This is a genomic window from Chryseobacterium sp. (assembly GCF_008014695.1).
Classification (GTDB): Bacteria; Bacteroidota; Bacteroidia; order Flavobacteriales; family Weeksellaceae; genus Kaistella.
Window position 1 is genome coordinate 83,919 of record NZ_VOXE01000004.1, and the last position, 20,948, is coordinate 104,866.

Genomic DNA, 20,948 nt, shown 5'->3' on the forward strand with positions numbered 1-20,948 from the left:
TTTATAAAGAATGCTTCAAACTGAGGTACTGTACAATTGCAGTTCATTTTTCAGTAAGTTGAATGACTCAATTCAATAAAAATAATTAATTGACAATCAATATTTTGAAAAAAACTCATCGGCTTTATCCCAGTTTATATAATGTGCAATTGCGCTTTGCGTATATTTGGAGTTAGCGGGCAATGCACAAAGACCGTAATTACATTGAAAAACTGAATTCATATATCCATCATACAATGGTTGAAATTTTAAATCTTTATTCTTCTATTTCGAGTTCAGACCGGAAATCACTCGAAAGTAAAGTAGGGTCTGACACCTTTAAAAAGGGAGATTTGATATTAATTGACGGCGAGATTCAAGACAAACTTTACCTTGTAAGGAAGGGGCTGCTTCTGACCTATTTTGACAATGGTGAAAAAAGAAAAGTTATTGATTTTGCCTATAAAAACAGGTTTGCTGTAGACATTGACTCATTTTCGAATCAAGATAAATCGATCTACTGCATTGAATGTATGGAAGACAGCTTAGTTGAATTTATTCATTACGAAGATTTAATGAACCTTTTTGACCTCTCAAAAGACATTGAAAGGGCTTACAGAATATTGACAGAGAAAATATTGTGTTCAGTTCTAAAAAGAAATTTAGAACTCAGCTGTTTGAGCATAGAAGAAAGATTTTTTCAAACAGTTTGTAAAAGACCTGAACTGTTTAATGTAGTTCAACATAAATACATCGCATCGTATTTAAACATTAATCCTACCAATTTCAGCAAACTCTATCACAACCTCGCTAAAAAACCTATACCATTCTATTAGCATTAATTTTACGCATTCGTTTCAACTTGGTGTATACCAAGATTCGAAAAAATAACAATCATTAATATTGCACCAAACTTTTAAAATATGGTAAACTGGAAAAAAGGAAGGGGTAAACTTGGTGTTTTCGACCCATTAATCGGTAACTGGATCTGCAATAAAGGCAGCAAAGACAGAATGAACCCAGAGTGTATCAGAAGCTACAAATATGCCCTGGGTAAGAGTTACATTATTGCCGATATCACATGGGTTCTGGGAGACAAAAACTATGAGGATCATACGATTATCGGATTAGATGATTCAAAAATCATTACTTTTTGGTCTTTCACATCAGATGGCAAAAATTCAACTGGAGAATTCTCAGAGGTAAGCGATATTCATGAGTTGGCTTTTGGATTTGAAGCGAATATGCCTGCGGGTATTGCCAGACAAGCGTTTTGGCCTGATGAAACAGAAGGATTTCACTGGACTGTTGAATCTAAAACAAAGAAAGGATGGAATAGATTTGTTCAGCAACATTTTGTAAAATATGAGAAATAGAATCTTAATGACTTCGGTTAAGGGCTAAAAACAACTATAGGTAACAAACTATTTCTATTAGCGGGGTTAAATTTACCTCATAAATTTTTCGCTAATTGTTTCATTTGTTATATTTACAAGACTTGTTATAAATGTAACACAACAGAAACACCAACTGTTATCTCCAATTTTAATCACCACAAAATGAATTCAGGCAAATCCAGTCAGCGGAAGGAAAAATTAAAAAAGGTTACCCATATTTTAGCGGGTGTCGTCATTCTGACTCATGCCTTCGAAAAGTATGAAAGTGGTCATGACTCCTCTATTTATTTTGCCATTGCCGGAATTGTATTTTTAAGCATTGCCATTTTTCATCAACCGCTTAAATTAAAATTCCCTTGGATCGACACTAGCTTTTTTGCGATTGAAGCCATTTTATCGCTTCTAATTGCTTACGATTACTTTCATATGGGTAAGGCAGGGCTGCCAATTGTGTATCTTTTTGCCGCTATTATGCAGTTAAGCGCCATTTATTTTTTCAGAAGACAACTGAGAAAATAATTTCACTAAATAAGCCGGCAATCGACCAACCAACAACCGTAGCAGAAATATTGATGAAAAAACACCTTCCAAAAATTTTAATTTTCTCCAGACTCTTCATTGGTTTTATCATTATTGCTGTAAGCTGGTTCAGAATCCAAGACCATCAATTCATCATCATCACTTTGCTGACAGTAGGTTTATTAACTGATATTTTCGATGGCATCATCGCCAGAAAACTCAACATCTCTACCCAGACACTCAGAAGACTTGATTCTACAGTGGATCAAATATTTTTTATGAGTGTTGCCGTTTCAGGTTATCTATTATGTCCGGCATTTTATAAAAGCAATCTCACATTCCTTTCCATTTTAATTGGAACTGAGATCCTTACCTATTTGGTGAGTTTTATTAAGTTTAAGAAGGAAATAGCCACGCATACGATTGGCGCCAAAATCTGGACCTTAATATTGTTTGCCACCCTTATTCAGATTATCCTTGAGTGTGAATCTGTCTTATTATTTCAGTTTTGCTTCTGGATTGGATTGATCACCAGAACTGAAATTATTGTAATTATTTTAATTCTGAATAAATGGACGAATGATGTACCTTCATTCTATCATGCTTTAAAACTCAGAAAAGGATTGCCGATTAAACGGAATAAATTGTTTAACGGATAATGAAAACTGCAGGTAAGGCCATTGGCTGGGGATAATAAACAAGCTTCGTCTTACTGCTCTGCCTTTTTTCATAATTATTGCTTATTGAAAGAAATTTTGATGAAATTTCAGTCCGGTTGTTCTCAGTTCCGGGAAATTTCCCGGGTTAATATTATCAGAGTTGGCAATTCCCCACTATTCATTTAAACTCTCTTCGAACAATCCGGCAGTTCATCCTGTTCAGTGCAGTGATGGTATTCTTTTTGCAGCCTGCACATTCAGCAGCTTAAACGACGCTTGCCTATTGATTTTTCCTCCGGAAAACCATCAGGAAACCTAAACCCACATTTACTAGCCGAAAAAGGTTTCAAAGAATGAAGACATTTCAGTCATTAAACAATACCATCTATAAAATCACCCATTGGGAAACATGGGACTGGCGCATCAAATACATTCCTATTGTTCCAGTCTGGGCATGGAACTGTATCCGCGCCGGGTCTTTCTGGTTTTTCACCCCCTCCAATCCCAAGCTGGCTTTTGGGGGATTTGAAGGTGAAACAAAAATGTCAATTTATAAGCATTTACCACCGGGAAGTTTTCCTAAAAGCATCGGTATAACAGCCGAAATGCCATTCTCTGAACTTGAAAAATCAATAGCCGCAGATTTTAGTTACCCTTTTGTGGTAAAACCTGAGGTTGGCAGAATGGGTTTTCTGTTCAGAATTATCAAAACACCCGCCGAGCTTAGATCCTATCATGAAATGATGCCGGTTGATTACCTGTTGCAAGAGCTGGTCACCTATCCTTTGGAAGTAAGTGTTTTCTACTACCGCTTCCCAAATGCAAAAACCGGCACCATTACCGGATTTATACGCAAGGAATTTTTAGAGGTGAAAGGAGACGGAAAATCTACTCTGGAGGAATTAATGACTGACTATTCCCGAATCCGCTTCCGGCTGGATGAGATGCGGACAAAGCATGCTGAAAACCTCCAGCTCGTCCTGAAGAAAGATGAAATATTCTGTTTAAGCCATGCGCTTAACCTCAGCCGCGGGTGTAAACTTGTAAGTCTGGAACATGAAAAGGATGAACGGCTCATCAAAGTATTTGATGAAATAAGTTCCTATTCTGATACGCTCTTTTACGGGCGCTATGATATCAAGTGTTCCTCTATCGAAGAGCTGAAAGAGGGGAAAAATTTTTCAATTCTGGAATACAACGGATGCGGTGGTGAACCCCACCATGTTTACGGTAACGGCAACACCCTTTTTCAGGCCTGTAAAATCCTTGCCGGTCACTGGAACATCCTTTATCAAATTTCCAGGTATAATCACTCCAAGGGCATAGATTACTGGAGTTTTAAAAGAGGTTGGAATGCTATGAGCGCCTGCCGCAAACATTTCGCCCTGTTAAAAAAAATTGATGCGGTATTTTCGGCTTCTTAACCTCTAGCGGCAGCGTACGGCTTTATCTCAAATACCGACAATTTTAGGTATATTTTTAATCTTTTAATTTAATGAAAGATTTCATGTTAACGGTTGGGATTTTACAGCAGGAATGAGTCTTAATGATCGCTTGCCTATCGAATCAAGTGGATTTGTTCAGGAAATTGAAGCGATATGGCACAATCAAGATCCTCAGAAAAAGTGCATTTAACGCAACAATGATATATTGTTTTTCTGCAACCTACACCTCTATTTTCAAGAAGATAAAGACCGAAGACGTCGCTGAACCGGCATTAGCACTCAACATTATAATGGCAATCCGTGCTTTACTTTTTATCAGACACTGCTCTGATATCTCAAATAAAAGTTATAAATTGTCATTTAAATAACCGGCTGGTAGGCGAAATATAATGGCTTTAGCGGTCAGGCAAAATAACGACTGTAAAGAGTCAGGAACCTATTTAAGATCAATTGAGATGAGACTCGAGGATTTAGGATATCAGGATGCTTTTGAGAATTTCAGGATTGAACACCATTTTGAAAATTTCGAAATAGGCAGAGTAATTTCTGAACATCGGGAGCGTTATATGGTCAAGACTCTGGAAGGAGAATTTGAAGCAGAGATAACCGGAAATATGCGTTTCAATGCCAAAAACCGTGCAGCTTTTCCGGCAGTAGGCGATTGGGTAGCTCTAACAACCAATGAATCTGATTTTGCAATTATTCACAGCATACTGCCGAGATATTCCACGATCAAACGTCAGGCAATCGGACAATTTGGAGAGGTTCAAATTATTGCAACTAATATTGATTACGCCTTTTTAGTGCAGGCGGCAGACCGGGATTTCAATATGAACAGATTGGAAAGATATCTGACCATATGCCATTCATCACATGTTAAGCCAATCATTCTACTTACCAAAACCGACCTAATTGAGGAGATTCAAATTAAAGAACTTGTAGACCGTATAACAACTAGGATTCAAAACGTTCCTGTTATTCCGATCAGTAATGAAACAAAGGAAGGATACGAAGCAGTACATTCCCTCATCGAGAAAGGAAAAACATATTGTATGCTTGGATCGTCTGGGGTTGGAAAATCAACTCTTTTAAATAATCTTTCCGGAAAAATTTTAATGAGGACTGATGCAATAAGTCTAAGTACGAATAAAGGAAAACACGTTACAAGTCATCGAGAGTTAATCATGCTTGAAAATGGGGGAATCTTAATTGATAATCCCGGAATGCGGGAAGTTGGTATTGCTGATACAACAAGCGGACTTGAAACTACTTTTGAGATGATTGTAAGACTTTCCGCGAATTGCAGATTCAAAGATTGTACGCATACCAATGAGAAAGGCTGCACAGTTCTTGAAGCCATTGAAAAAGGAGAAATTGACAAAGCTTCTTACAACAATTACCTTAAAATGGTAGCAGAGAAAACGCATTTTGAATCCACAATTGAAGAGAAACGAAAAAAAGATAAAGATTTCGGAAAAATGGTTAAGAACTATAAAAAGGGCAACAAAAGAAAAAAATAAAGTTCAAACTATTCATTTTAAGCCTATTTTTATATAATAATTTCTTAATTCGCAATCTAAATATTTACAAAAATACATCGCAAGTCTGGTTGAAGAAATGGAATTTATTTACGGATATGACCAGACATTACGTGAATACAGGAGAAAAAGTTTTCAACCGATGTTAGACAACGGATATAGACAGGTTGAAGAAAATGGAAAAACCACCCTGAAATCTACCTGTAAATAAAGAGTTGCGCAAAGACTATAGTTAATTGAAGTGTAAGGGATTGATTGATGTAACAGTATAACCTTTTACCGGAATATAGATTTATCACCATACCCTTCACAATTACTACATTTTGACCTTATTGATTCTCAGAAAAATGGCAGCATCTTAAATAATGGAGGTGAAATAGAATAGACAAAAAAACCACAAAGCAAAACCCCTTAATTTCATATGAGAACAGCGCTAAAGTTATTACTGGTATTAATGTCCGTAAATTCTTTTGCTCAAACAAAAGAGCAGAAAATATATGAGATTTTAAAAATGACGGGAACTATTGACGGGTATAAATACTATATTTTTGATATGACCATAAAACCTCTCAAATATAATTTAGATAAAGATGACAGTTTGAAGCTTAATAGCATCGAAAAAAAACTGACCGATGGAGTGATTGCCCAAAGACTGTCAAAAGGATATTCAGAAGTTTTCACAGAGAAAGAAATCAATGAAATCTATAGCTTCTACAAGAGTTCTGCAGGGGCAAAAATCCTCAGTTCCAATGACAGTTTAGAAAAAAAATACACTGAAAGTTTTCGGGATATTCAAAATGAATTACAACCGATTATTGATAAAATCAACAAAATCAGTACAGAAGCCGAAAACAATAAGGAAATTCCCATTCCGGTTGATAAAGAAGATGGCTTTTATTCAGTGGTTTACTATAACGTTCAAAATGATCGATTAAAAGATCTAAAATTAGCTGCAAAACCTACTGTCTCAACAAAAGAAGTTTTGGAAATTAAAAAGCTGAAAAATGATCTTGACCAAAATGTTATTGACATCGTTTTAAACAGAGCGGGTGCGAAAAAAATTAAAATACTAACCGAAAACAACATCGGTAAACCTGTGGCAATTGTATTGAATAAAAAATTAATTTCCGCACCCACCGTCATTTCAGTTATTCCTAATGGTAGAATTCAAATAAGTGGAAATTTATCTGATGAGGAAATAAATGAAATCATTAACACTTTAAAAAAATAACAATTGTGATTCAGCACATTTCACCCATTCGCACACTAACATCAATTTTGAATACTAAACACCCATCATCATGAAAACTATGAAACCCTTTTTTGCACCAGCAATATTTTTTGCATTTTTGAGTTGTGCATCAACTCAAGACCTGACTACAAATGACGGAAGTTCAATGGAAAAAGCAATAAGAGTCGCGAGCGTTGCAAAGGAATACGAAATAGTGCGCGAAAAATGCGGCGGTTGTAAGATGAAAAGCCAGAGCCTGACATTCGACGACAAAAAGCAGCCTTTTGACATTCTAACCCTTGTAAAACCCAACGGCGAAGAGGTTAAATATTATTTTAATATTTCTAAATTTTACGGAAGGTTTTAGAATTAATATAAATTGCATACGAAACCTTCACCTTTAAAGCAGAAAATACTTCGCAGCTGTTGTAAAAATTCCTGACATGCGTTTTGATATAAAAATTCATTGTAGATCATAAATAATTTTTACCTGTATTCTCATATTGTCAGGACAATTACCCGTGGCATCGGTCATTTTAAGCAGGGTGAGCCAAGAATGCATTCAATAATTTAAGAGAGATGGAAAAGAATATTTTGAATCATTACGTTCTTAGCCTCCAGGAATCCATAGAAAGGGATCTTTTGTCCTATGTGAAAAATAAAAAATCCGAACGGCTCCATCACCTGAGGGTGGACATAAAAAAAATAAAGGCCCTGGTTTCATTTGCTGAAAAGGTTTACCAACGTAAATACGACACGGCGTTGCTCAAGCCATTGTTTCATCAGGCAGGAGAGGTCAGGGCCATACAGATTAATCTGCAACTGTTGGATACGGTTCCAAATCTTCCGGAAAAAATTATTACCCAATTAAGAAATAAGGAACAAATTGCGAGTCAAAAATTTATTGATGATGGGCCACAACATCTTATGCTTATCAGGTATTTTCGTGATGAAACTCAATTACCGAAGCTCCTGCCGGAGAAAAAGATTATTATACAATATTTTAAAAAAGAGTGGAAAAAAGCCGAGAACCTGTTACAGCATATCGACAGGGGAAAGCTGCACCGTTACAGAAAGAAAGTAAAGAAGATTCTGTACATCTATGAGGCTCTGCCCAAAAAAATACAGGATAAAATCAAAATAGATATTGCAGCTGTTGATCAGCAACAGCAGTTGGTAGGTGATTGGCACGACACCTATTTAGCGATGAATTTTCTGTCTCCCGTCCACTTCCCCATGCAGAAATCGGACTATCTCTTAGATTTGAAAGAAAAGGAAATAAAACAGTTTAATACTTTGCGCAAGAACCTGCACAACAACCGAAAAGGAAAGAAGTTCAATGCCCTGTCCGTCACAACGATCCTTCGGCTGTGCATCCCGTTCCTCATTTTTCCTTTGATTTTAAGATTCTCTGGAAATTTCAGAAAATAACAATTGCGAGGGACTGTAAAGTATCCCTTTTTTAGTCATTTGTAGTAAATTTGTTTGAAGATTTGGGTAACCTTTAATTTTATACGATGAATACAGAAGAACAGATCAAAGCCTATATTTTTGGTCAAGCCGAACCAAAACGCAGCGAAATGCAAACACTGCATCAGACCATTCTGGACATCAAACCAGAATGCAAACGCTGGTTTCTTGACGGAAAAAACAGTGAAAACAAGACGGTTTCCAATCCCAATATCGGATACGGATCGTATACCATTACCTATGCTGACGGAAAGACCCGGGAGTTTTATCAGATCGGTCTGAGCGCCAACACCACTGGAATTTCCGTTTATATCATGGGAATCGATGACAAAAGCTACCTGGCAAGCACATACGGAAAAGAAATCGGCAAGGCAAGTGTGACCGGATACTGCATCAAATTCAAAACGCTGAAAGACATCGACATTGAAATCCTGAAAGCTGCAATACGGGATGGTTTTGCGGCGCATGATGGTACGACCGGGGAGTAACTTTTTAATGAAATTAATAAATTATGAACGCCTATCACACAGACAAAAATAACTATTTGAAAAAACTGATTTTTACGGCATTACTACTCATCCTGAATTCGTGCGCTGTTACGATTAAACAGAAAGACGCTTTGAAAAATGAATTGGCACAAATTCTAAAATCTGACCAGGAATTAAGGGAACTTTTTACGACGGATATTTCCGCTGAAAGAAAAAAGAAATTTTAACTTACTATCATATATCAGACCGGGATCTTCGCCAAAATAGCTGGAAAATAACCGCACAGAATGACAGCCTGAATTTAGTTAAGGTTGAAAAAATTATTAAAAAGTATGGATATCCCGGAAAAGCGCTCGTCGGCGATACATTAAACACTGCCGTTTGGTACGTTATCCAACATTCAGAACTTCCCATTATTGAGAAATATTTTCCGTTGATTGAGCAAGCCAATAAAAAAGGAGAGGTGCAAACCCGGCATGTCGCGATGATGAAAGACAGAATGCTGATGTATCAGGGAAAAGAACAGATTTACGGCACTCAGGGAGCGGGTAGACTTATTATAGATCCAGAAACACACAAAGAAGAATGGATCAATTTTATATGGCCCATTAAAAATCCAGAGAAAGTAAATGAACTCCGCCGTTCTGTAGGGATCCAAATGCCGGTTGAGGAATATGCAAAATCAATGGAAATTGATTATTCAAAAAAATATACGATAGAAGAAATTGAAAAATTAAAAAAAAAATTAGATTTGCCCAGCATAAAAACTTTTTGAACGTAGTGTCACAAACTGAAACCCTTTTATCCATATTAAATACTATAAAAAATGACCATTGATGAACTTCTGGCAGATAAAACCCTCAAGCCCAAAGTAAAAACCGAAACAATCTGCAATTGGATCATAGATCAGTCATTGCCCGTTGACGAGCTTATTGCGTTTGCTGAAAAACAGAAAGATCCTGCAAAAGCTACGTGTATTGAGGCGCTCGAATATGCGACCAAGCAAAACCCCAATATTGCAGATGAAATCGTCTTAACATTTGTAACCCGTACCCTTACTGAAAAAGCACCCAGAATTAAATGGGAAAGCGCAAAAGTGACCGGCAATATCGCTCATTTATTTCCTGATAAACTGGAAAAATCGATCACCCATTTGCTTGATAATACCACACATGATGGAACCGTTGTGCGTTGGAGCGCCGCTTTTGCACTCGGCGAAATTCTGAAACTGAAAACACTATACAATAAACATCTGCTGCCAGCAATTGAAAAAATCTGCGAAAAAGAAGAAAAAACCAGTATTAAGAAAATCTATCTGGATGCTATAAAGAAGACGCATCAGTAGGTTCCTGTTTTTAGTTTCAGCAGTATTTTGAATCACTGAACATTTATAAAAAACTAAATCAATATGGAGGAACACCTCAATATTTACGTTAATAAATTCACGATGCTGAAACTTTTGGGTTTGGGCATTATATGTCTTTTAATTGGCTTAAAGTCAGCAGAATCAGATTATATCTTTTTTCGAGTGATCGGCTTCCTAAACATTTTACTATCAGTAATCAGTCTGGTAGTTGCGTCCAGAAATGTATTCAGACAAAAACCGGTTATCATAATATCTTTAACGGATGGGATTATTGACAGCAGATTACTGAAAAGGTTCTTGCCCTGGAGTAAAATCGATTCCTGCGAAATTATTGAAATGCAGAATCAGGTTTTTTTAAAAATCTGTGCCGACAAAAGTATCAGTCTGGATTCTTTTAAAACGCTGTTCAAAATCACCTCAAACAAAAGCTTCAGAAAGACAAGTGTTTTTAAGATCAATTTGTCGGCAATGAATGTTGAAAGAAACGAAATTCAACATTTTATCGAAGGCAGAAATCAAATTCTGAAAAACAATATATTAGTTTAAGTTAATTGTACCAATCTTTCCTGAACCCAATTAAAAACATGATACAGCCTGTAACATCAAAATCTATCTGGAAGAAAACACCCCTATTGTGTGTTTTTGTGGTAACCTACGCAGGTTTTAGCCGGGGATGTCCTTTTTTGGCTTTTAAATACGAAATTCGCAGACTATTAAACTTAAATACCTGAACTTCTATAGCCGGATTTAATTTATATATTTGTACAAATCAACAAGTAAACTTAATAATATTTAAACAATGAAAACAGCTTTTTTTCCTATATTCAGGACTTTGCTTGCAGTGATCATCATACTTACAATTTGCAGTTGGTCTCTTGACTTTGACCAAACTATTGTGGAATTAAGTAAATTTGCAATGTTCTCTGTTATTGGTGCATTCTATATTATTGGAGCTTTTTTAGTGAAAGAATATTTATTAAAAATACTATTCATCAGCTGTGGTCTGTTCCTGGTCATTATGAATTTTATCCCTCAAAGTTTACTTCTCACAATCATTGGGATTTGCAGTATTTTACTTCCACCAGTAGTTGCAAAATTTTCTCCGGAATTTAAGGATACTGAAGAAAAAAACTAATTTTTTCAAAAAATAAACTCAGGTTAGGTATCCATATATTTCCGGAAACTCCACATTTTTCTTGACGCTAAATAATCCGGATCCTCTTCCTTTGCATAGGCTTCACGCTCAAAGGAAATAGATTTATATGCCAGATACCTGTTTCCAAGCCGGAAAAACCAGTAATAATACTCCATCACATACCACAGATAAAAGAAAATCACGAAGAGTTCCAGCTGCTGACGCAAATGAATTTTTTCGTGGTTGATGAGTACCTTGTTCTGTAGGTCCTCCGCTTTTCTCAGAATGATAAAAGGGAACAAAGTGATCCCTGAAATTTTCGTATTTTTGAGAAGTCTTTGGCAAACCATGATCATTGAACAAAGATAAAATTTTCAGCCATTTTGATTTAACCCATGAGTGAAAAAAGCATCAAAGAGAACGAAGACTTTTACTATAACGGACAGGGTTACAAAGTTTTTACGGAAAGCTACCATCTCAAACGCGGCTACTGCTGCAAAAGTGGCTGTAAACACTGCCCATACGGATATGATAAAAAGACGGATACCTTTAAAAAACCAAATAAGAAATAACACCATCATGAAAAAATATCTTTTTTTGATTCTTGCCTCGGCAACTTTAGGATTAACTTCCTGCAGCCCCTTCAATGTAAGGTCTGATTATGCCGAAACTGCCAATTTTACCAGTTACAGAACCTATAAATTAAGGATCGATGATCTGAAACTGAATGACATCGACAAAGACCGCGTGTTAAACGAAGTTTCAAGACAGTTGCAGACAAAAGGTTTAAGCGTTTCCGACAATCCGGATCTGATCGTTAATGTAAAAGCCAACCACAAAAAAATTCAGGATGTTCAGAGTTCCAGACCTTACGGAATGTACGGTTGGGGTGGACCTTTCGGTTGGGGAGTCGGAATGAGCAGAACCTGGTCTTCCAATTACAACGAAGGAGCGCTGATTATTGATCTCATTGATACACGTACCCAGAAACTGGTGTGGCAGGGTATCGGAAGCGGGATTTCCGTTGATTCTCCAAAAGCCAAACAAATACAGATTCCTGAAATTGTTGCAGAAATTATGGCCAACTATCCTCCGCAAAGAGGAAAATAAGCCTACTCTATATATAAACGAAGAGCCCGCAATTTTAGGAATTGCGGGCTCTTTAATTTGGGGAACTTATTACTTACTGTCCCATTAAATCTTTCATTCTTTCTTCCATTAATTGCTGATCCATCATTGCATCCCATCCAAGTGTTGCACCCATTACGATCATTAAGATAACAGCGAGTATACTCAGTGCAAGGCCAATATAACAAAGGATTTTACCCGTTTTCAGGTTCTGGTAATCGGAATACAGGGTTGGATTTCCATTGTAGAGGGCTTCATCTTTTTTGGCAAGGACCAGGCCGATGATTCCGCAGATCAGTCCTATTCCGTAAAAGCAGCAACCCACAATGGAAATAATACCCAGTATGAGGACAGCGGTGGCATTTGGTAATTTTTGTTGATTCATAATTGTTTGTTTTATAGTTTTAAGTTGTGAAATGTCTGATAAAATAGGAAACCACCATAATCACGGCATTCAGTACAGCCAAAGAAATCAGGGCTGTTCCGTAATTCCTTTTTTTGTCGATAAAGTTTAAAGCCACAAACCCGAAGAAAAGCATAACCGTGTAAATGGCCGGAAAAAGATGAAAAGCTTCTGAGAAATTTCCTTTTATTACCAACAAAAAAGCACGCTGCGCACCGCATCCAAAACATTCCACGCCGAAGAATTTTTTGTTGAGACAGGGAAGCATGTATTTTTCCAGGTTCATAAGGGTTTCAAATGTTCCTCAATTTTACAAAAAAAATATGAGTGCTGAAAATTAAATTTTCGCTCTGTCGTATTGTGCAGGAAAAAAGCATTTTTCCTCTGTTTTAAAAGCATTGCGTACCGCGATATAAGGATTCCGCAGGATTTCGCGTGCAATGAAAATGAGATCTGCATCTCCATTCTGCAGAATTTCCTCTGCCTGTTCGGCAGATGTGATCATTCCCACTGCTCCAGTTTTTATTTCAGCTTCTTTTTTAATCTTCGAAGCAAAAGGAACCTGATAACCGTCGAAAACCGAAATTCTCGCGCCGTGAATATTTCCACCGCTGGAAACATCAATTAAATCCACGTTTTTCTGTTTCAGCATTCTTGAAAGTTCTACACTTTCGTCAAGATCCCAGCCATTTTCAGCATATTCTGTTCCGGAAATCCTTACGAAAAGCGGATGGTTCTCATCCAGCAATTCATTCACTGCTTCCACAATCTCCATCAGAAACCTGCTTCTGTTTTCAAGACTTCCGCCGTATTCATCAGTTCGTACATTGGATAAGGGCGACAGAAACTGGTGAATCAGGTAACCGTGTGCCGCGTGGAGTTCAATGAGGTCAAAACCTGCGTCTATCGCTCTTTTTGCAGCCACTTTAAAACTTTTTACCAGATCTCTAATTTCTTCCACTGTCAGTTCATGCGGAATTCTTTCGCTTTCTTCATACGGAATTGGTGAAGGTGCAACGGTTTTCCAACCTTCTTCCAGCGAAATCTGTTTTCCGTTCCACGTAGAACCTTTCCTCCCGGCATGAGCAAGCTGTATTCCGATCTTACTTTCTGAATTTCCGTGAACAAAATCTACAATTTTTTTCAGTGCAGCGGCCTGTTCTTCATTCCAGATTCCCATGCATTTATTCGTAATTCTGCCATCAGGAACGACGCCGGTTGCCTCCACCATAATCAGGCCGGTTCCGCCCTGAGCGCGGCTCCCGTAATGCACGAAATGGAAATCATTCGCGACACCATCTTTACATGAATACATACACATCGGCGACATCACCCAACGGTTTTTCAGTTCAATATTTCGGAGTTTTAAAGGGGTATAAAGCATTCTAATTGATTTTATTATTTATTACAAATTTAGCCATTCTGAAATAATTAGCCAATAATACCGGCAGAACAGGCTTTTTGCCACGTAAACAAAAACATTTACCTTTACTTTCCGATTTTTATCAATGGAAAAAGAACTTAAAATATATTTTGAAGCTATCGAGAGCTACGCGCATCTGGATGAGACTGAAAAGAAACTGTTTGATGCTGCACGAAAAATCCGTGAAACCGCATACTCAGAATACTCTCACTTTGATGTTGGCTGCGCACTTCTTCTGGAAAACGGCGAAATCATTACGGGCAGCAATCAGGAAAATGCCGCCTATCCGTCAGGTTTATGTGCGGAAAGGACGACCATATTCTGGACTTCCGCAAATTTTCCGAATGTGAAAATCAAAAAGCTTTTCGTGATCGGAGCGCCCAAAGATGCAGTCTCCTCCCCTCCTATTCCGCCGTGTGGCGCCTGCCGTCAGTCGATTCTGGAGTATGAAGCCAAACAGAAAGAAGGGATTGAAATTTATTTTGCATCGCTGAATGGAGAAATTTTCAAGACCAAATCGATAAGAGACCTGCTGCCATTTTCTTTTGATTCAAGTTTTTTATAAAATTCTCATTTTTTTCAAATAAAATTAATAACTTCGCAAAACTTTTGGAAAAGGGAATTACGTGTAAACCGTAAACTGTCCCCGCAACTGTAAATCACAGATTTTTTCAGCTTTTTATTCAAACAAAAAGTTGAAAACTGAAAAATTCTGCTTCAAAAAAACCACTGGAAACGGGAAGGTGAAGCAAAAGTGAAAGTCAGGAGACCTTGCCGAAAGAATGATTATTAAACGCTTTCGGAGGAAGAGTCGCGAAATTTCTGAACAGGTCTGTTCAGTCTTTACCTGCATTTTTTCCGATAAGTAAACTTTAACCAAAATTATTTCAAATGAAAAGAAAATTAATTTTTGTTGGGGCAATGCTTGTCGTAAGTTCAACCATTTTTGCCCAACAGGAAAACGAATCCACCATTCAGGAAGTCACCATCGCTTCCAAAGCCCCTCAAGCCGCTTATAAAGCCGGAAAAAATGTGCAGCTGATCACCAAAAAAGATCTTGAGAAGTTTAAAGGGCAGAATCTGAATGAAATCCTGAATCAGGTTTCGGGCATCCAGATCAGCGGAAATTTCAACAATCCTCAGGAACCCAAATCTTTAAAAATTAACGGCGGAAAATCGGCCAACGTGCTGATCCTTGTCGACGGAATTCCGCTGAAAGATGTCACGGCAAACGATTACACCGTTTCCGATTTAAGACTTTTCGCGGCCGAAAACATTGAAAGCATCGAGATCCTGAACGGAGCTTCATCGGTTCTGTACGGAAGCAATGCAACCGTTTCTGTCATCAACATCAAAACCAAAAACACCGCCGAAAAACCGCTCCAATTGAATATCGGAGCCAGAGCCGGGAGTTTTGACACGTATGCACAGAGTTTTTCAGCAGGTTTAAAAAAGGGGAACCATTACTTCCAGCTGAAAGGGCTGAACGAAAAATCAAGAGGGATCTCCTCGGCAGCCGGCGAAAATTTCGAAAAAGACGGTTTCGAGAAACAGAATATCGGCGGCAGTTATACCTACCGACAGGAAAAATGGCTGACTACTTTCGACGGTAATTACACGAATCATCTTTTTCAGTACGATTTGGGGGCTTTTGCCGATTCGGAGGACCGCAATAAAGATTACCAGTTTTACCTCAGCAATACTTCAAAATATTTCTATGATAAAGGGGAATTCTCTCTGCTTTCAAGGTATTCCAAAAACAGACGGCTCAGCCAGACAAAAATGAATGAGGAGTACAACGACAGTTTTTCTTACACCGGAGAACAGGTGTATATAGAGCTCAACAATCATCATCAGTTCGCTGAAAACTTCAAACTTACAAGCGGTTTGGTATATGAAAAGCAGAATTTGGGAAACCGTGCAGTTCCGTATGGCAGTACCGAAATGGAAGATGTTCTGATCAACAAAGAAACGTATTCTACAAGTTATGAAGCTTTCACTTTGGCACAATCTCATTACAAAGCATTCCATTTGGATACAGGTCTGCGTTTTTCTCACCATTCCAAATACGGGAATCATTTGGTGTACAGCATCAATCCTTATTATTTAAAAGAAATGGAAACGCTTTACTGGAAGCTCGGAATTTCACATGCGACAGCATTTATTTCACCAACACTTTACCAGAATTTTGGCTCGCTGCCTTATACCCTTCCGAATGCCGATCTGAAACCTGAAACCAATTCCACTCAGGACATCAATTTTGAAATCGGAAAAAAAGACAGAAGTCTACTTTTCAGCACGAGTTTCTTCCAAAGACAGGAAAAAGATGTCTTTACTTATGTGAATTTTCCTGATTTCACCGGCCAATTTCAGAATGTGGAGGAAAATGAAGTAAAAGGTTTAGAAGTCGGCGTTCGGTACAAAATCAATGAAATGGTGAATTTCGGCGGAAATTTCGGTTTTGTTGAAAAAGACAAGGAAGCCACGATGCTCAGACAGCCGAAACAGCGCGTGAACTCCTACATTGAAATCCTTCCGTTTAAAACGACGCGGGTGAATTTCAGTCATCAGTTTGTCTCGAAAAGGAACGATGCATACTATGATTCCTCCGCTTTTTCCATAAAAAATGTGGTTGTGGATAGCTACAATCTCTTTAATCTGAATATCAACCAGAAAATCACCCAAAAACTAGAATCTTATCTGAATATCGGAAATCTGTTCAATACTTCCTACACTGATGTGATCGGATATAATACCAGACCGCGCAACTTTACGTTTGGCGTGAATTATAATTTCTAAAAACAATTACAGAAAGCCCTTTCAAATCAGATTTGAAAGGGCTTTTATTTTTTTTAAAAACTTATGCTAATTTAAGACCCAGAATTTCACCTTCTTTAATGACGAAATTCCGTGCCTCTTCTTTATCGTTGCCAATCTCGCCTTCCAAGATTGCTTCTTTTACTTTTTCCTTTAAGATCCCGATTTCGCGGCCGGGTTTTAAGTCAAATAATTCCATAATTTCCTCTCCGGAAATGGGTGGCTGAAAATTACGGACGTGGTCTTTTTCCTCTACCTCTTTTATTTTTTCCGCAACATATTCAAAATTTTTCTTGAATTTTTCCTGTTTGTATGAATTTTTCGTCGTGATGTCGGCTTTACAGAGCGTGAAAAGGTCTTCCAAATCTTCCCCGGAATCGAAAAGCAGCCTTCGCAGCGCCGAATCAGATGTGCCGTCATCAATCAGCGCGATGGGGCGAGAAGAGAGTTTTACGAGTTTCTGCACGTACTTCATATCGCTTCCGAGCGGAAGTTTCAACCGGTGGAAAAGGGTTTTCACCATTTTCGAACCCAAGAATTCATGTCCGTGAAAGGTCCAGCCAGCACCTTCCACAAATTTTTTCGTTGGCGCTTTTCCTATATCATGAAGCAATGCTGCCCAACGAAGCCAGAGGTTTTCGGTATTTTTTGCAATATTGTCGAGCACTTCCAGCGTATGCCAGAAATTGTCTTTGTGGGTTTGCCCTTCCACTTCTTCAATGCCTTTCAAAGCGGTAAGTTCCGGGATAATGAGTGCTAAAAGTCCCGATTCTTCCAGCAGTTTAAGTCCGACAGAAGGTTTTTCGGAAACCATTATTTTGTTGAATTCAACCATAATGCGTTCCATTGAAACAATTTTGATCCGTTCTGACTCTTTTTTTATGGAATTCAGGGAATTTTGTTCGATTTGAAAATGTAAAGTTGAAGCGAACCGGATCGCGCGCATCATGCGAAGCGGATCGTCAGAATACGTACGGCTCGGTTCCAGCGGCGTTCTGATGATTTTATTTTTAATATCTGCAATCCCTTCAAAAGGATCGATGAGGGTTCCGAAATTGTCTTTGTTCAGCGAAATCGCCAATGCATTTATCGTGAAATCACGCCGTTTCTGGTCATCTTCAAGCGTTCCGGCATCTACATCAGGTTTACGGGAATGTTCGACATAACTTTCCTTTCGCGCTCCGACAAATTCCAGGTCAAGGCCTTCATGCCTGAACATAGCGGTTCCGTAGTTTTTGAAAATGGAAACTTTTAATTTTGGATTGATATCCTGCGCAACGGCATTCGCAAGATCTATCCCGTTACCTTCTGTCACAAAATCAATATCGGTAGGGATTTCTCTTTTCATGAGAAGGTCGCGGACATAACCGCCAACGATGTAAACCGACTGGTTGTTTTTCTCTGCCACAGCAGAAATCAGTTTGAAAAGTTTGAGATTTTTATTTTGATTAAGGGAGATGATCATAATTGGTAAAGGAAAAACAGAATTTGGCAAAGGTACAATTCAAAAATATTTTTCTACCCTTTTTTCCAAGATTTCAATAAGTTCCTTTTGATAATAATTAAAATGGTCTTTGATCTGCAATACTATAATTGGCGCAGAAAGTTTCTTATTGAAATTTTTATAGATATAATTTTCGTGGTGCTGCTCCATGACAAAAACGATATCCGCCTCTTCTAAATCAGTTTTTGAGAGGTAATTCGTGTTTTCCTGGAAACAGATTTTCCTGTTTGTTCCGGCAGATTTAAAATTGAGGTCAGGGAATTTCTTGCTGAAATAATCTTCCGCAGTTTTGGAGCGCTTTTTATTAGCCGAACAGATAAAAAGAAAACTTTTATTCACGGATTACTTTAATCCGGTTATCCTTCCAGATTCTGATGATGGAAGAACCTGAATATTCAGAGACCTTTTCCCGGTTTTCTTCCACGGCAAAATCAACGGCAGCTACAATTTCCGGCGAAATATCGGAGAATTTCATTGGCGATTTCTGTCCGCTCAAATTGGCTGACGTCGAAACCAGAGGTTTGTTGAGCTTCGTGATCAGTTTTCTCAGAAAATCATCCTTCACCCATCGGATTCCGATGCTGCCGTCTTCGGCAAGCAGCTCTTTGGGCAAACCCTTCGGATTGTCATAGATTAAAGTCACCGGTTTTTCGGATAAATCCATGATTTCCCAGGCCATTTCAGGCACATCAACAAGGTCCTGCAAACGTTTTTCAGATTCTACCAAAATGATGAATGATTTGGACGGTTCGCGCTTTTTGATGTCAAAAATTTTCTGAACCGCTTCCGGATTTGTCGCATCGCAGCCAATTCCCCAAATGGTATCGGTGGGATAAAGGATGGTTCCGCCTGATTTTAATATCTCGATGATTTTCTGCATTTTAATGGAATAAATATTTTCTATTGAAAAGGCAAAATTAAAATAATTGAATGAGAATACGGGTTTTAAAATTTTGAATCTTAAACTGAAGTTTTATCGTTATTTTTGTCCTTAATATGGAAGAGAAATCTAAGGATCCGCTGCACGGAAAACGTCTGGATGCCATTCTGGAAGAACTGGTGGACTATTACGATGGTTTTGAAAAGCTCGGTGAGCAGATCAATATCAAATGCTTTACCGATAATCCGAGCATTAATTCATCCTTAAAATTTTTACGGAAAACCGACTGGGCGCGAACGAAAGTGGAAAGTCTGTATCTGTACGTCCTCAGACAGAAAAAGAAAAACGAAAAACCGGAAATTTAACGCTCAGCTGTATTCAATCCAAAAACTCTCCTGAAACGTAGTACCACCGCTCCCTGATTTTCAGAAAAACCGAAAGTTCATGATGAACCTGTGGCTTTCCGTCTTCATCGGTGCAATACGCTTTGAATTCAACCTGATTTTCAGAAGGAATATTGATAATTTCCAGTTTTGTCCAATCATTTATTTCACCCCATTCCTGAAGATCTGCTTTGTTGTGCAGTTTTCTATTGTCCGGAAGCGTGGTTTTTATTAAATATTCACCGTTTGGAATGGCAAATGCAGAAAACCGGGAACGCATTAAAGTTTCCGCGGTTGGAGCGTGTTTTTCGCCGGAATGAAAGGGTTTACAGCAGTCTTCATAGGATTTTCCGGAGCAACAGGGACAGGTCATGATGTTTATTTCGTTCATGATGTAGCTTCTTTAAAGTGCGTATTCGAAACAAATTTATAAGTTTGGACGAAGGCCCGGTCTTATGGTGAGATAATTACATCCTTTGGTTCAATAGGAACGGGTTGCAGTCCGTTTTTAATTTTTCAGGGACTTTAGCCAAAACTCATGTATTAAAATTATAGTGGCATCGTGCAGTATGTAAATCAAATATAATGATTTTCGGCTAAAGCCGATGGTAATTCTCTTTTTTTGAACGGACTAAGTCCCTTTACCATTGATTTTCAAACTTCAATAAATACCGCTCGGTCATTATATTAAGGTGATGAATATTATGGCCCACAATCAGTTTGCCTATGGTTCCGACCGCAATCTCATTTCCATTGGCAATTCCGGTTTCTGAAAGCTGCTCTTGGTTTAGGCTTTCAAAGAAAATTACGGATGATTTTCTCACGGTTTCAAATTCAATGATCAAACTTTTCAGTGTTCTTGTGGAAGAAAAATAACTTTTTGCGTATTCCTCTTCGTCCCAGCCCGGAAGTTCAGTTTTATCTTTTCTGGCGAAACGCAGCGCCCGGTAAGCGAAAATTCTTTCAGCGTCAATCAGGTGTTGAAGAAGTTCTTTCAAGGTCCATTTTCCTTCGGCGTAAGCAAAATTTCCCTGCTTTTCAGAAAGGTTTCCGTAAAGATTCAAAGTTTTGTTTCCTGCAATCAGCATTTCTTCTTTCCAGCTATCGGAAGGAATCATATCCAGGTAGCGTTGGATATATTTTTGAAAATCGTTCATCGCCAAATCGAAAATTAATTATGATG

29 protein-coding genes and 1 riboswitch are annotated in these 20,948 nt (G+C 38.1%); of the genes, 20 read left to right on the forward strand and 9 right to left on the reverse strand.

Translation table 11 applies throughout. The features are described from left to right. The first annotated feature begins 236 nt into the window (after window positions 1-236). From FUA25_RS11330 to FUA25_RS11395, 15 genes are all read left to right on the forward strand, one after another. Window positions 237-815 (forward strand): Crp/Fnr family transcriptional regulator, encoded by a 579-nt coding sequence (locus FUA25_RS11330; protein ID WP_147757039.1) that lies wholly within the window; start codon window positions 237-239, stop codon window positions 813-815. An 87-nt stretch (window positions 816-902) separates the two neighbouring features. Next, window positions 903-1,355, forward strand: coding sequence for a hypothetical protein (locus FUA25_RS11335; RefSeq protein WP_147757040.1), 453 nt, complete (start codon window positions 903-905; stop codon window positions 1,353-1,355). Window positions 1,356-1,538: 183 nt separating this feature from the next. Next, the gene (locus FUA25_RS11340) at window positions 1,539-1,895 is read left to right on the forward strand and encodes a hypothetical protein (RefSeq protein WP_147757041.1); all 357 of its coding nucleotides are present in this window, start codon (window positions 1,539-1,541) and stop codon (window positions 1,893-1,895) included. 53 nt (window positions 1,896-1,948) lie between these two features. After that, entirely contained in the window at window positions 1,949-2,554 is a 606-nt protein-coding gene (locus FUA25_RS11345; RefSeq protein ID WP_228411696.1) for a CDP-alcohol phosphatidyltransferase family protein, read from the forward strand. A 353-nt stretch (window positions 2,555-2,907) separates the two neighbouring features. Then, entirely contained in the window at window positions 2,908-3,978 is a 1,071-nt protein-coding gene (locus FUA25_RS11350) for a hypothetical protein (protein ID WP_147757043.1), read from the forward strand. Window positions 3,979-4,388: 410 nt separating this feature from the next. After that, window positions 4,389-5,519 (forward strand): ribosome small subunit-dependent GTPase A, encoded by a 1,131-nt coding sequence (gene rsgA / locus FUA25_RS11355; RefSeq protein WP_228411697.1) that lies wholly within the window; start codon window positions 4,389-4,391, stop codon window positions 5,517-5,519. Between the two features lie 439 nt (window positions 5,520-5,958). Beyond that, window positions 5,959-6,768 carry a DUF2059 domain-containing protein gene (locus FUA25_RS11360; RefSeq protein ID WP_147757044.1) on the forward strand — a complete coding sequence of 270 codons (810 nt, stop codon included), beginning with the start codon at window positions 5,959-5,961 and terminating at the stop codon, window positions 6,766-6,768. 70 nt (window positions 6,769-6,838) lie between these two features. Further along, entirely contained in the window at window positions 6,839-7,135 is a 297-nt protein-coding gene (locus FUA25_RS11365) for a hypothetical protein (protein WP_147757045.1), read from the forward strand. Window positions 7,136-7,347: 212 nt separating this feature from the next. After that, window positions 7,348-8,199: a CHAD domain-containing protein gene (locus tag FUA25_RS11370; RefSeq protein ID WP_147757046.1), complete on the forward strand. Its 852-nt coding sequence runs from the start codon at window positions 7,348-7,350 to the stop codon at window positions 8,197-8,199. Between the two features lie 86 nt (window positions 8,200-8,285). Next, window positions 8,286-8,726, forward strand: coding sequence for a DUF1801 domain-containing protein (locus FUA25_RS11375; RefSeq protein ID WP_147757047.1), 441 nt, complete (start codon window positions 8,286-8,288; stop codon window positions 8,724-8,726). Window positions 8,727-8,782: 56 nt separating this feature from the next. After that, window positions 8,783-8,953 carry a hypothetical protein gene (locus FUA25_RS13355; RefSeq protein WP_228411698.1) on the forward strand — a complete coding sequence of 57 codons (171 nt, stop codon included), beginning with the start codon at window positions 8,783-8,785 and terminating at the stop codon, window positions 8,951-8,953. 95 nt (window positions 8,954-9,048) lie between these two features. Then, entirely contained in the window at window positions 9,049-9,501 is a 453-nt protein-coding gene (locus tag FUA25_RS13415) for a DUF6624 domain-containing protein (RefSeq protein WP_317130285.1), read from the forward strand. Between the two features lie 51 nt (window positions 9,502-9,552). Beyond that, the gene (locus tag FUA25_RS11385; protein ID WP_147757048.1) at window positions 9,553-10,071 is read left to right on the forward strand and encodes a hypothetical protein; all 519 of its coding nucleotides are present in this window, start codon (window positions 9,553-9,555) and stop codon (window positions 10,069-10,071) included. Window positions 10,072-10,134: 63 nt separating this feature from the next. Then, the gene (locus FUA25_RS11390; protein ID WP_147757049.1) at window positions 10,135-10,638 is read left to right on the forward strand and encodes an STM3941 family protein; all 504 of its coding nucleotides are present in this window, start codon (window positions 10,135-10,137) and stop codon (window positions 10,636-10,638) included. Window positions 10,639-10,891: 253 nt separating this feature from the next. After that, the gene (locus tag FUA25_RS11395) at window positions 10,892-11,227 is read left to right on the forward strand and encodes a hypothetical protein (RefSeq protein ID WP_147757050.1); all 336 of its coding nucleotides are present in this window, start codon (window positions 10,892-10,894) and stop codon (window positions 11,225-11,227) included. A gap of 23 nt (window positions 11,228-11,250) precedes the next feature. Here FUA25_RS11395 and FUA25_RS11400 read toward each other — a convergent pair whose 3' ends face one another. Then, window positions 11,251-11,583 (reverse strand): hypothetical protein, encoded by a 333-nt coding sequence (locus FUA25_RS11400; protein ID WP_147757051.1) that lies wholly within the window; start codon window positions 11,581-11,583, stop codon window positions 11,251-11,253. A 39-nt stretch (window positions 11,584-11,622) separates the two neighbouring features. Here FUA25_RS11400 and FUA25_RS13275 point away from each other — a divergent pair, with 39 nt between their 5' ends. Then, window positions 11,623-11,799 carry a DUF5522 domain-containing protein gene (locus tag FUA25_RS13275; protein ID WP_185146702.1) on the forward strand — a complete coding sequence of 59 codons (177 nt, stop codon included), beginning with the start codon at window positions 11,623-11,625 and terminating at the stop codon, window positions 11,797-11,799. Window positions 11,800-11,806: 7 nt separating this feature from the next. Next, on the forward strand, window positions 11,807-12,337 hold the full coding sequence (locus tag FUA25_RS11405) for a DUF4136 domain-containing protein (RefSeq protein ID WP_147757052.1): 531 nt from the start codon (window positions 11,807-11,809) through the stop codon (window positions 12,335-12,337). 73 nt (window positions 12,338-12,410) lie between these two features. On the opposite strand, the gene FUA25_RS11410 is transcribed toward FUA25_RS11405, so the two are convergent. Genes FUA25_RS11410 through namA form a run of 3 tightly spaced genes read right to left on the reverse strand, consistent with a single transcriptional unit; the run spans window position 12,411 to window position 14,142 of the window. Then, the gene (locus FUA25_RS11410; protein ID WP_147757053.1) at window positions 12,411-12,740 is read right to left on the reverse strand and encodes a CCC motif membrane protein; all 330 of its coding nucleotides are present in this window, start codon (window positions 12,738-12,740) and stop codon (window positions 12,411-12,413) included. Between the two features lie 19 nt (window positions 12,741-12,759). Next, window positions 12,760-13,044 carry a DUF2752 domain-containing protein gene (locus FUA25_RS11415; protein ID WP_147757054.1) on the reverse strand — a complete coding sequence of 95 codons (285 nt, stop codon included), beginning with the start codon at window positions 13,042-13,044 and terminating at the stop codon, window positions 12,760-12,762. Between the two features lie 51 nt (window positions 13,045-13,095). Continuing rightward, entirely contained in the window at window positions 13,096-14,142 is a 1,047-nt protein-coding gene (gene namA / locus FUA25_RS11420) for an NADPH dehydrogenase NamA (RefSeq protein WP_147757055.1), read from the reverse strand. A 124-nt stretch (window positions 14,143-14,266) separates the two neighbouring features. On the opposite strand from namA, the gene cdd reads away from it, so the two are divergent. Both cdd and FUA25_RS11430 read left to right on the forward strand, forming a co-directional pair. Next, window positions 14,267-14,746, forward strand: a complete 480-nt coding sequence (gene cdd, locus FUA25_RS11425; RefSeq protein ID WP_147757056.1) for a cytidine deaminase — start codon at window positions 14,267-14,269, stop codon at window positions 14,744-14,746. A gap of 17 nt (window positions 14,747-14,763) precedes the next feature. Beyond that, window positions 14,764-14,974: riboswitch (cobalamin riboswitch) on the forward strand. Between the two features lie 98 nt (window positions 14,975-15,072). Further along, window positions 15,073-16,980, forward strand: coding sequence for a TonB-dependent receptor plug domain-containing protein (locus FUA25_RS11430; RefSeq protein ID WP_147757057.1), 1,908 nt, complete (start codon window positions 15,073-15,075; stop codon window positions 16,978-16,980). A 61-nt stretch (window positions 16,981-17,041) separates the two neighbouring features. On the opposite strand, the gene FUA25_RS11435 is transcribed toward FUA25_RS11430, so the two are convergent. The 3 genes from FUA25_RS11435 to FUA25_RS11445 are packed head-to-tail and all read right to left on the reverse strand — an operon-like array spanning window position 17,042 to window position 19,382. Next, window positions 17,042-18,463 carry a CCA tRNA nucleotidyltransferase gene (locus FUA25_RS11435; protein ID WP_147757058.1) on the reverse strand — a complete coding sequence of 474 codons (1,422 nt, stop codon included), beginning with the start codon at window positions 18,461-18,463 and terminating at the stop codon, window positions 17,042-17,044. A 39-nt stretch (window positions 18,464-18,502) separates the two neighbouring features. Continuing rightward, a complete protein-coding gene (locus FUA25_RS11440; protein WP_147757059.1) occupies window positions 18,503-18,841 on the reverse strand; it encodes a phosphotyrosine protein phosphatase in 339 nt (112 codons plus the stop codon). Continuing rightward, complete coding sequence (locus FUA25_RS11445; RefSeq protein WP_262712211.1) at window positions 18,834-19,382, reverse strand: L-threonylcarbamoyladenylate synthase; 549 nt, start codon at window positions 19,380-19,382, stop codon at window positions 18,834-18,836. The genes FUA25_RS11440 and FUA25_RS11445 overlap by 8 nt, the downstream gene beginning before the upstream one ends. Before the next feature lie 116 nt (window positions 19,383-19,498). Between FUA25_RS11445 and FUA25_RS11450 the strand changes: the two genes are divergently transcribed. After that, window positions 19,499-19,747, forward strand: coding sequence for a VF530 family DNA-binding protein (locus FUA25_RS11450; protein WP_147757061.1), 249 nt, complete (start codon window positions 19,499-19,501; stop codon window positions 19,745-19,747). Between the two features lie 13 nt (window positions 19,748-19,760). Here FUA25_RS11450 and FUA25_RS11455 read toward each other — a convergent pair whose 3' ends face one another. After that, the gene (locus tag FUA25_RS11455; RefSeq protein ID WP_228411700.1) at window positions 19,761-20,156 is read right to left on the reverse strand and encodes a YchJ family protein; all 396 of its coding nucleotides are present in this window, start codon (window positions 20,154-20,156) and stop codon (window positions 19,761-19,763) included. A 250-nt stretch (window positions 20,157-20,406) separates the two neighbouring features. After that, window positions 20,407-20,922 (reverse strand): DinB family protein, encoded by a 516-nt coding sequence (locus FUA25_RS11460; protein ID WP_147757062.1) that lies wholly within the window; start codon window positions 20,920-20,922, stop codon window positions 20,407-20,409. Window positions 20,923-20,948 lie beyond the last annotated feature (26 nt).